Origin of the sequence: Parafrankia irregularis (genome assembly GCF_001536285.1) — a bacterium.
GTDB lineage: Bacteria > Actinomycetota > Actinomycetes > Frankiales > Frankiaceae > Parafrankia > Parafrankia irregularis.
Window position 1 is genome coordinate 138,406 of record NZ_FAOZ01000008.1, and the last position, 9,757, is coordinate 148,162.

At 69.6% G+C, this 9,757-nt stretch carries 8 protein-coding genes; all 8 read left to right on the forward strand.

Going from position 1 to position 9,757, the window contains the following annotated elements; translation table 11 throughout:
• Positions 1-34: 34 nt before the first annotated feature.
• The 8 genes from AWX74_RS15370 to cas2e all read left to right on the forward strand — a co-directional run bounded on the left by AWX74_RS15370 (position 35) and on the right by cas2e (position 9,649).
• Complete coding sequence (locus AWX74_RS15370; protein ID WP_165615643.1) at positions 35-3,055, forward strand: CRISPR-associated endonuclease Cas3''; 3,021 nt, start codon at positions 35-37, stop codon at positions 3,053-3,055.
• A 128-nt stretch (positions 3,056-3,183) separates the two neighbouring features.
• Positions 3,184-4,755, forward strand: a complete 1,572-nt coding sequence (gene casA, locus AWX74_RS15375) for a type I-E CRISPR-associated protein Cse1/CasA (RefSeq protein WP_091277175.1) — start codon at positions 3,184-3,186, stop codon at positions 4,753-4,755.
• A gap of 18 nt (positions 4,756-4,773) precedes the next feature.
• A complete protein-coding gene (casB, locus tag AWX74_RS15380; protein ID WP_091277177.1) occupies positions 4,774-5,655 on the forward strand; it encodes a type I-E CRISPR-associated protein Cse2/CasB in 882 nt (293 codons plus the stop codon).
• Entirely contained in the window at positions 5,652-6,845 is a 1,194-nt protein-coding gene (gene cas7e, locus AWX74_RS15385; RefSeq protein WP_091277179.1) for a type I-E CRISPR-associated protein Cas7/Cse4/CasC, read from the forward strand. Before casB ends, cas7e begins: the two co-directional genes overlap by 4 nt.
• Positions 6,842-7,615 carry a type I-E CRISPR-associated protein Cas5/CasD gene (gene cas5e, locus AWX74_RS15390; RefSeq protein ID WP_091277180.1) on the forward strand — a complete coding sequence of 258 codons (774 nt, stop codon included), beginning with the start codon at positions 6,842-6,844 and terminating at the stop codon, positions 7,613-7,615. Before cas7e ends, cas5e begins: the two co-directional genes overlap by 4 nt.
• Positions 7,612-8,256 carry a type I-E CRISPR-associated protein Cas6/Cse3/CasE gene (locus AWX74_RS15395; protein WP_091277182.1) on the forward strand — a complete coding sequence of 215 codons (645 nt, stop codon included), beginning with the start codon at positions 7,612-7,614 and terminating at the stop codon, positions 8,254-8,256. Before cas5e ends, AWX74_RS15395 begins: the two co-directional genes overlap by 4 nt.
• Positions 8,253-9,356: a type I-E CRISPR-associated endonuclease Cas1e gene (cas1e, locus tag AWX74_RS15400; RefSeq protein ID WP_091277184.1), complete on the forward strand. Its 1,104-nt coding sequence runs from the start codon at positions 8,253-8,255 to the stop codon at positions 9,354-9,356. The genes AWX74_RS15395 and cas1e overlap by 4 nt, the downstream gene beginning before the upstream one ends.
• Positions 9,344-9,649 carry a type I-E CRISPR-associated endoribonuclease Cas2e gene (gene cas2e / locus AWX74_RS15405; RefSeq protein ID WP_091277186.1) on the forward strand — a complete coding sequence of 102 codons (306 nt, stop codon included), beginning with the start codon at positions 9,344-9,346 and terminating at the stop codon, positions 9,647-9,649. The genes cas1e and cas2e overlap by 13 nt, the downstream gene beginning before the upstream one ends.
• Positions 9,650-9,757 lie beyond the last annotated feature (108 nt).

Below are 9,757 nucleotides of genomic sequence, written 5' to 3' on the forward strand. Positions count from 1 at the left end.
GATCGGATCACCCCCACGGGCGTGGGGAGGACACTTGCTGATCTGGCCTTTTATACCGCCCCCTGCATCCGTTGTGTTTTCTTGGCGGCCGAGCGGTGACGCCTCGGGGGCACCGCCCAGTGATGGCTGTCTAGCAAGGAACTACGCTTCCAGGATGGATCTTGGGGGAGATCGCGGGGAGCGGTGTACCGCTGACGCCGGCAACGGCGCAGCGGTGGACCTGCGGCTTTGGGGCAAGTACGGCTCTTTGCCGTGGGCCTATCCGTTGGCGTGTCATCTGGTCGACACGGGCGCGGCCGTTGAGGTGTTGTGGCGCAGCACGGTGCCGGAGTCCGCGCGTCTGGCGGTGGCCCGCGAGCTGGGAGCGTCTGTGGAGGACGCCGGTCGCCTGGTCGCCTTCTGGGCTGCGCTGCACGATATCGGCAAGATTACTCCGGGCTTTCAGATGCAGGTTCCGAAGGCTTTCGCTGCGTTGCAGGGCAGCTATACGACGGTCGGGGCGTCGGGCCGGTTCCGTCATGAGGAGGCGTCGCAGCGGTTCCTGCATCGGGTGTTGGCCGAGCTCGGGTACGGACACGGCCTGCTCGGTAATGCGTCCGCGGCGCGGGTCGCTCAGCTGCTGGGTGGCCATCACGGCTGTTTCTACGGCGTCCAGCCACGGCATGCGGATCCGCGGGTGCCGTGCCCGGAGCTGGGAGGCAACGAGTGGGAGCGCGCACGGCGCAGCGTGTTGAGGGAGGTCTCCGCGGTTTTCGGCCCTCCGGCGGCACCTCGGGCGGTGACGGTGCTGGGCGGGGCGGTCGCATGCGGCCTGGTGGTGTTGGCGGACTGGCTGGTCAGCCAGGAGGACTTCCTTCTCGATCAGCTCCGCGATGTACCCGCGGAGGCGAGAGAACTCGACCTTCGTGAGCACCGTGACCGTTCCGCTGGACGGGTCGCGGCCCTGGCACGAGAGGCCGGGCTTGGACGGCTGTCGTTGCGTGGCGGGTCGTTCGCTGCGGAGTTCCCTGAGTATCCGCCGAACGCGCTGCAGAGTTCTGTCGCGGCGGACCTGCCTGGGCTGGTGACGGGGCCGGGTCTGCTTCTGGTGATGGCCCCGATGGGGATGGGCAAGACGGAGACGGCGCTGCACGCCGCGCGGCTGATGGGCGATGCGGCGGGGACGTCGGGCGTGTTCGTCACGCTGCCGACGATGGCGACCTCGGATCAGATGTACCGGCGGGTTCGGGCGTACGCGCAGCGTCGCCGGGCCCCGGACGTGGATGTGGCGGTGACGTTGCTGCATTCGATGTCCTGGCTCAACGCGGCCTACCAGGACACAGCGGACGGGCTGGACGTCGATCGGGGCCCGGTGTTGACCGGCGGCGGCCAGGTGCAGGCGCACGCCGCAGGTGAGGACAACGCCGGGGCGCAGACCGCGGCGACGGTGTGGCTGCGGGGCCGCAAGCGGGGTCTGCTGGCGCCGATGGCGGTGGGCACCGTGGATCAGGCGCTGCTGACGGTGCTGCCGGTACGGCACAACGTGCTGCGGATGCTGGGCCTGGCGGGCAAGGTCCTGGTCGTCGACGAGGTACACGCCTACGACGCCTACATGCAGTATCTGTTGGCGCGGTTGCTGACATGGCTGGGTGCGTTGCGGGTTCCGGTGGTCCTGCTGTCGGCGACGCTGCCCGGTCAGGTCGCCGCGCGGCTGGTCCGCGCCTATCTGACCGGTGCCGGTGGGAAGGCGTACCGCGGGCAGGTCGAGGTGGCCTATCCGGGCTGGGTGTACGCGGACGCGGCCAGCGCGGTGATCACGACTCGCCCGTTCGAAGTCGCGTCGCGGACCCTCGCCGTCGACCTCGTCGATGTGCCGACCGTATCCGAGGACGTCTCGGCCCCGGCTGACCGCCCGGCCGCGGATGTCGGGCTGCCGGTGAAGGACGGGGCTGATCGGGCTGCTGTTGTGAAGGCGGAACTTGCGCCGCTGCTGCGGGAGAGCGGCTGCGCGATGGTTGTGTGCACCACCGTCGCCGAGGCCCAGCAGACGTTCGTCACGCTGCGGGAATGGTGCTCGAAGGCGGCGAGCTCAGCGGGTGAACCGCGGGTGATGCTGCTGCACGCCCGGATGCCGGCGCGGCAACGCGAAGCGCTGACGGAGGAGGTGACGAGAGCGTTCGGTCGAGAGGTGACCCATCGGCCCCGCAGACCCACGATCCTTGTCGCTACGCAAGTAGCCGAACAAAGCCTCGACCTTGATCTTGACTTGGTGGTCAGCGATCTGGCCCCGATCGCCCAGCTTCTACAGCGGGCGGGCCGTTGTCAGCGCCACCAGCAGGTCGACGACGAGGACCTGCGTCCACAGTGGGCGCGCAGGAATCCAAGGCTGGTGGTACTCGTCCCCCGTGGCCCGGACGGGACGCTGGAGCTGCCGAAGCGGTGGACCGCGGTGTACGACGCGTCGCTGCTGCGCCGGACCTACGAACTGCTCGCCGACCGGCACCCCCAGCCCGTGGAGATCCCAGCGGACGTGCAGCCGATGGTGGAGCAGGTCTACGACGAGACGTTCCACGAGGACCTTTCCGACGACGAGATCACGCGCTTCGCGAACGACGAGGCGGCCTTCGGTATCGCGGCCACGGTCGCGATCAAGAACCCGCGGAAGGTTCTCGATCTCAGCGAGCTCACGAAGACGGAGATCGACGAGGACCTGGTTTCCACCCGGCTGGGAGCCGAATCGGTGCGGGTGGTCTGCTGCTACGTCGACGACGACGGCACCCGCTGGCTGGATCGTGCCCGGACCTCCCGGCTGCCCGTGACCGGATACGGTCCGAAGCGCCGATTCACCTCGGCGCAGGTCAAGGCGGTGCTCTCGGAAAGCCTCCCGCTGCGGGACGGCGCCTGGCGCCGCCGCGATCGGAACACCACTGCCCCGCCGGCCGCCTGGGCTGACAACCCGCACCTGCGCGACGTGCTGGTCCTGCCGCACCGTCTCGACCCCGACGGCACTGTCCACCCGGTCACCGTCGACAAGCGCATGTTCTACCTCGACGAAGCCCTCGGCCTGACCGGCTGAGAGCACCGCGGAACGGCCAAGCAACACATTTCTGTCGGTGGTGGTCGCTAGCGTCGGTCCACGTCGACAACGGAGTCGGCGACCGGCGACGAAGCTGGAGAGCAACGGGGGTTGCCTGTGAGTAGACAGTGGTAAGCGGTCCCGCCTTCGATCTGCGAAGGCAGCCGTGGGTACCAGTTCGAGAAGAAACGGCACACGACAAGGTCGGGCTCCAGGATGTTCTGGAACGAGCGCATGAATTAACGGATATCGATGTTCCGATGCCGCCGGCGGCGGTTGGCCTGTGGCGGGTTCTCACGTTGCTGGCAGCTCGGGTGACCGAGCTGGATAAGGATGACCTGTCGGCCGGCGAGTTCCTTGAAAGGCGCAGCAAGGTTCTGGAGCGGCGCCAGTTCGCCCCGGACGACATCGAAAAGTACTTCGGCAGGTACCCAGGCCGGTTCGATCTGTTCGACCGTGAACGGCCCTGGTTGCAGGACCCGCGGCTGGCGACGGAGTGCTCCGCGACGTCGGGCCTGAACCGCATCGTGTTCGGTCGTTCCTCGGGGAACAACCAGGTCTGGCTGGGCCATCACACCGACCTGGCGCCCCGGCCGGTTCCCGCCGCGGAAGGGGCGTGGCATCTGCTCGCCACCCTCTACTACGGTCCGTCCGGGCGCTGCACGACCCGTACAGTGAAGGGCCGCTCGGAAGGAAACACGGCTGCCGGGCCGCTGCGAAGCGGACTGTCCTGCCACCCGGTGGGCAAGAATCTGTTCGAGTCTTTGATCGCAGGCATTCCCGTGCCTGACGACGGGGACGAATACCGCGACAACGCCGAGGATGAGGCCCCTTGGGAGGCCGACGGGCTGGGAGACCCGCTGCGAGGACCGGCGCCGCTGCGTGGGATGGCCCGAGTGCTGGCGGGCCGCTTCCAGCATGCGGTGCTGCTGACCCCCGATCCGTCCGGTAAGCAGGTCGTCGACGCCACGATGACCTGGGCTTGGCGTACCAAGGGCAACGAAGGTCTCGACCCCTATCTGATCTATCAGACGAACAAGAAGGGCGAGCCGTATCCGCGGCAGGCGAGCGCCACCCGCGCGACGTGGCGGGATCTGGATGCCCTGCTCCTCGACAGCGATGAGCAGCACCACCGCCCGGCGGTTCTCAGCGCGGTGCAGTACCTGCCACCCGAAACGGTGCAGCATATGCGGGTTCGGGTGTTCGGCTTCGATCAGGATGGCCAGACCCGTGACCGGCAGTTCTTCACCCAGACAACCCCGCCGGTCCTGCGCTGGCTCCAGGAACGCGACCCCGCCTTCGCTTACGGCGTCGGTCGTGTGCGCGATGCGGCGGAACGCGTCGGTCGGAACCTGACCCAGGCGTTGAAGGCGGCCTGGGCGCTACAGGCCGACCCGGCCGACGACGGGATGCACGCGCCGTCCCGTCTCGATGGTGGTCCGGGGCCGTGGGTCGCCGCCGCGGATGGGCGGTACTGGCCTGCGGCCGAGCGCGTGTTCTGGGATGTGCTGCGCCGCGCGGAGCAGGCCACCGAGGCCGATGGTGATCCGCTCGCGGTGTTCCAGGAGGCTCCGGCCCGGTTCGTCCAGGAGGCGGAGCGGGCCTACGACGACATCGCCGACCAGGTGGACGCCCGGACACATGGGCGGATGACCCGCGCGCTCGCGCGGTATCGCGGCCGGCTGCGTTCCGGTATCTGATCCAGGAGAAGACACCTCATGACTGTTCTGGACACTGCTGCGGCGGTCGATGCACCCGGCCGCCGTGGCTCGTCGTCCTACCCGGCCTGGGACGAGCTGCTGGGCCCGGCCCGGCATCTCGTACGCACGGCCGAACGGACGTTGGTCGTGCCCGCGGACCGGTCTGCGTTGCGGCGCAGTCTCGGCAAGCCGCTGGCCCATCCGATGACCCAGCCCGCGCACCGCATCGTCGCCCCCTGCCTGCAGTTCCTTCCCGATCCCGACGCCAGCAGGCTGGATCGGCGCACGCTCGTCCACATCGCTGCGGCCGAGCGGGCCTTCTACACGGTGGCGGCACTGATCGCCGCCCAGCCACGGACGGCCCGCGACAGCCATATCGCCCAGGCCGCCTCAGCGCAGCGGCACGTCGCAGCCTCGGTCGAACCTCCGGCTGAGGCCGGCGGTGAAACGGCGAAGGCTGGCAGCGGAACGGCAGGCACCCCGGGTACCCAGGCCTCCGTCGCCGTGCCGCCGCAGACAGACACATCTGCCGAATCCACCTCAGGCGCGGCGCAGGGCGTGAACCTGGGCCGCTGCCTGGCGGGGGCGATCAACAGCCGTCCCGGTGCCGAGCGTGCCGCGGTGTACCGGCGGTTGGAGCCCCGGCTGCGGCTGCTATGTCGCCAGGACCTCGACGGAGTGCACCGTCATCTCCCCCCGCTGATCCGCCAGCTACGCGCGGACGAGGTCACCGTCGACTGGGTCCGGCTCACCGTCGACCTGGCTCGCTGGGGCACGTACCCCGATCAGGTCGCGAAGACCTGGCTGCAGCAGTTCTACCGGACGGCCCGCCTCACCGGCGGCCCGGCCGATTCCCCCGACCTCGACACCACTGACGACACCGAAGGCGAGACGTCATGACCGCCCGTTTCGTGGACATCCACCTGCTTCAGCCCGTTCCCTACGCCAACCTGAACAGGGACGACCTCGGCGCGCCGAAAACCGTCGTCTACGGCGGGAAGTCACGGACCAGGGTGTCGAGCCAGTGCTGGAAAAGGCAGGTCCGTCTGGAGGTCGAGACCGCGCTCGACGATCCCGCGGTACGCACCCGGCGGATCATCAGCGCCGTCGCGGAGCGGTTGACCGGCCAGGGCTGGCCCGCCGAGCTCGCCACCTACGCCGGCCGGCAGGTTCTGCTTTCCGCGGGCAAGAAGGGAATCAAGACCGAGGCCGCGGACACCGGGAACGGCGAGGGCAACGGCGGAGCAAAAGGCAAGGCCGACAAGGCTGAGATCTCCTCGGTACTGCTCTACCTGCCTGCCGCCGGCCTCGACGAGCTCGCCGTGCTCGCCGCGGCCCACCGGGACCGCCTCGAGACCGAGATCGCGAAGAAGCCGGCGCAGCAGCGTCCGGTGCTGCCGGTCGACGAGGTCGCCGCGATCCTGTCCAGCCGGACAGGCACGATCAACCTGTTCGGGCGGATGCTCGCCGAGCTGCCCGGCGGCAAGGTGGACGGTGCGGTGCAGGTCGCCCATGCGTTCACCGTGCACGCCACCGACCCCGAGGTCGACTTCTTCACCGCCGTCGACGACATCCCCGCGTTCGGGGACGCCGGCAGCGGCCACATGAACGCCGGTGAGTTCTCGGCCGGAGTCTTCTACCGGTACGCCAGCCTCGACCTGGCCGGGCTCGTCGCGAACCTCGACGGCGACAAGGCCACCGCGTTCGAGCTGACCCGCCACTTCCTCGGCGCGTTCGTGGCCGCGCTGCCGTCGGGGAAGCGCACCGCCACCGCGCCGAACACCCTGCCCGAGCTGATCTACGTGGCGGTGCGTCAGGACCGGCCGATCTCGCTCGCCGCGGCGTTCGAGCGGCCCGTCCCGGCCGGGATCGAAGGCGGCCACGGCGAACCCGCCCGCGAGGTCCTGTCTGACTACGCCACCGGCCTGCACCGTTTCTGGGGTACCGACCAGATCACCCTGCATGGTCAGGCATCGATCGACGGCAAGGCCCGCGACGGCCTCGGTGACAGCTATGACTCCTGGCCGGCGCTGCTCGATGCCACCCTCGCCGCCGCCGCCCGCGAGGAATCGGCGGAGGGCGCCGCGTGAGCGGACTCGTCCTGCGCCTCGCCGGGCCGCTGCAGTCCTGGGGTGAACACAGCGTGTTCGCGGTGCGGGACACGGCCGGTTTCCCGACCCGCTCCGGTCTGATCGGCCTGTTCGCCGCCGCGATGGGCCTTTCCCGCGGCAAGTCGTTGACCCGCTTCGACGACCTGCGGCTGACCGTCCGCGTCGACACCCCCGGAGTTCTGCTCACCGACTTCCACACCGTCGGCGGTGGCCTCCCCGCCCATCGCACCGTGCCCACCGCGGACGCCAAACGCCGCCCCGGCGACACCGGCACCATCGTCACCCGTCGCCGGTACCTGTCCGATGCCGTGTTCACCGTCGCGGTCACCGGCCCCGACGACATCCTCGACACCATCGGGCAGGCGCTGGAACGTCCGGTCTGGCAGCCCTACCTGGGGCGACGATCCTGCCCACCCGACGAACCGCTCATGCTGCGTCGCAGGACCGCGGACCCCGAAGGTGACCTGCGCACCCGGGTACCACTGCCACGCCGACCGCGCAGCAGACCCGGCCCCGACGGGCTGGTCGAGATCGATTTGCTGAGCGAGACCGAACCCGGAGATGGACGGGCCGCGCTCACCGAACTCGCCGACGTGCCCGAAAGCCTCGATCCTCTCGATCGCCGCTATCGGCGGCGTGCCGTCTACCGGCAGACCGCCCACCTGCCCGGGACCCTGCTCGCCGGCCCCGGCCGTGGTTACCAGCAGGCGCTGTACCAGTACATGCGTGCCGACCAGGAGCAGCCGTGACCGCCTGGCTGATACAGATCACCCCGGACGAACGGCGCCGCGACATCCGCCGTGAGCTCACCGACGCCGACCGCCTCCACAAGCGGCTCATGATGCTCATCCCCGACGACCTCGGGGACGACGCCCGTACCCTCGCCGGGCTGCTGTTCCGCGTCGACCGCACCCGCACGGGCACCCGGCTGCTCGTCCAGACCCGCCTCGAGCCCGCCCTCGACCGGCTGCCCCCGGGCTACGCCCAGGCCGCGACCCGCAAACTCGGCCCGTTCCTCGACAGCATCACCAGCGGCGCCGCCGTGCACTACCGGCTCACCGCGAACGCCGCCAAACGCGGCGGCCGCAACGCAGGGCCCCAGACAGGGAAGATCATCCCGCTGCGGGGCGCCGCAGCCGACGACTGGTGGGCCAACCGGGCCGCCCGCTGCGGGCTGGAACTACGCAGCCTGACCGGCACCCCCGAAGACGACGTCACCGGCCTCCGTCACGACGGCCGGCGTATTCGTCACGCCCTGACCCGCTTCGACGGACACGCCGTCATCACCGATCCCGAGGCCGTTCGCAGCGCGGTCCTCGACGGTGTTGGCCGCGCCCGTTCCTACGGCGCCGGTCTGCTCAGCCTCGCGCCGCTGCGCGCTGCCGGATGAGCGTCACCCGCGCACCCCAGACCGCCAAACATCGCCTCGGCCGGCCCACCCTGGCCATGCTGCCCCGCGTCGCCGATTCCCTGTCTTTCCTTTACCTGGAATCCGTCCGCATCACGCAGGACGACACCGGCATTCTCGGCTACGTCGAAAAACCTGACGGCATCGAAAAGGTGTACCTGCCCACCGCGGCCCTGTCCTGCCTGTTACTCGGCCCCGGAACCTCCATCACCCAACCGGCGCTCGCCACCCTCGCCCGACACGACACCAGCGTCGTCTGCGTCGGCGCCGGCGGGATCCGCAGCTACGCCAACATCCAACCCGCCGGCCTCACCACCCGATGGCTCGAACAGCAGGCCCGAACCTGGGCCGACGACTCCCTGCGGGTCCAGGTCGCCGCACGCATGTACCGGACCCGTTTCGCTGTCGACGTCCCCGAGAGCACCACCCTCGCCCAGCTACGCGGGATGGAAGGGCAGCGGGTCAAGGCCTACTACAAACTCCTCGCCCAGAAACATCGCATCCCCCGCTTCCGCCGCAACTACGACCCGGCGAAATGGGACACCCAGGACCCCGTCAACCTCGCCCTGTCCGCCGCGAACACCTGCCTCTACGGCATCGTCCACGCCGCCGTCTGCGCCCTCGGCTGCTCCCCGGCCCTCGGCTACATCCACAGCGGCACCCAACTCGCGTTCGTCTACGACATCGCCGACCTCTACAAGGCGAAAACCACCATCCCGCTCGCGTTCGCGCTCCACGACTCACCCGACCCCGAACGCGCCGCCCGCTCCCGACTCCGCGAGGAATTCCGCCTCATCCGCCTCCTTCCGAACATCATCAACGACATCCAGAACATGCTCGACCTCAGCCGGGACCTCGACACCGACGACGACCCGGGCGACCGCGCCAGCCTCGCCGTCGACATGGTCCACCTCTGGGACCCCGACCTCGGGGCCCTCCCCGCCGGCGTCAACTACAGCAACGACATCCCGGCCGCCGGCGACGACATCCCGGGGCTGAGCCCGCCGGCCGGCACCCTCGACAACGGCGACATCGAGGACGACGACGTCCTCATCAACCTGGGCAACCCATGGCCTCAATGATCGTCATCTCCACCACCGCGGTTCCCGACCACGTCCGCGGCGCCCTCAGCCGCTGGCTCATCGAACCCACCGCGGGCCTGTACGTCGGCACCGTCTCCGCCCGCGTCCGGGACGAACTCTGGAACGCCGTCGCCGCCAGCGTCGCCGACGGAGCCGCGGTCTGCATCCACCCCGCCGACACCGAACAGGGCTTCAACATCAGAACCGCAGGCGAGCGCCGCCGCCACGTCCTCGACTACGACGGCATCCAACTCATCGCCCTCAAATCACAACAACAGCAGGAGGCCCCCTAAAAGCCCAGGTCAGCAAGTGTCCTCCCCACGCCCGTGGGGGTGATCCGATCGCGAGGATCTTGGGCCAGTTGGCGGACAGGTCCTCCCCACGCCCGTGGGGGTGATCCG